The following is a 353-nucleotide window of genomic DNA, read 5'->3' on the forward strand; positions in this document are numbered from 1 at the left end:
TTTTCGGTCCGCGGCATGACGGTGCTTGGACGGTTGGGACCACGCACCTGAAACGGCACGCTCAAGCCAACGACGGCCCTAAATCGATCCGGTCTGAACAGAGCGCAGCGCCAAGCGACCGGCGCTCCCCAATCATGTCCGACAACGACTGCTTGATCCGTGCCGATCGCGTCGAGTAGTCCGACCATGTCTCCGGTCAAATGCAATAGAGTGTATTGATCGATCGCATCCGGTTTGTCCGTCTGCCCGTAACCACGCATGTCGGGCGCGATGGCGCGATATCCGGCGGCAGCGAGCGCTTCCAATTGGCCGCCACGAATACCAGCACTCCGGAAAGCCATGGCAGAGAAGCA

Annotated in this window: 1 pseudogene; it reads right to left on the minus strand. The window is 60.3% G+C overall.

Annotation, left to right across the window (positions count from 1 at the left end):
- Nucleotides 1–353, minus strand: a pseudogene (locus tag AC5ZGW_RS47695) (alpha/beta fold hydrolase); the annotation flags it as partial.

The sequence above is a fragment of the Bradyrhizobium sp. Crot121 genome, from assembly GCF_059512385.1.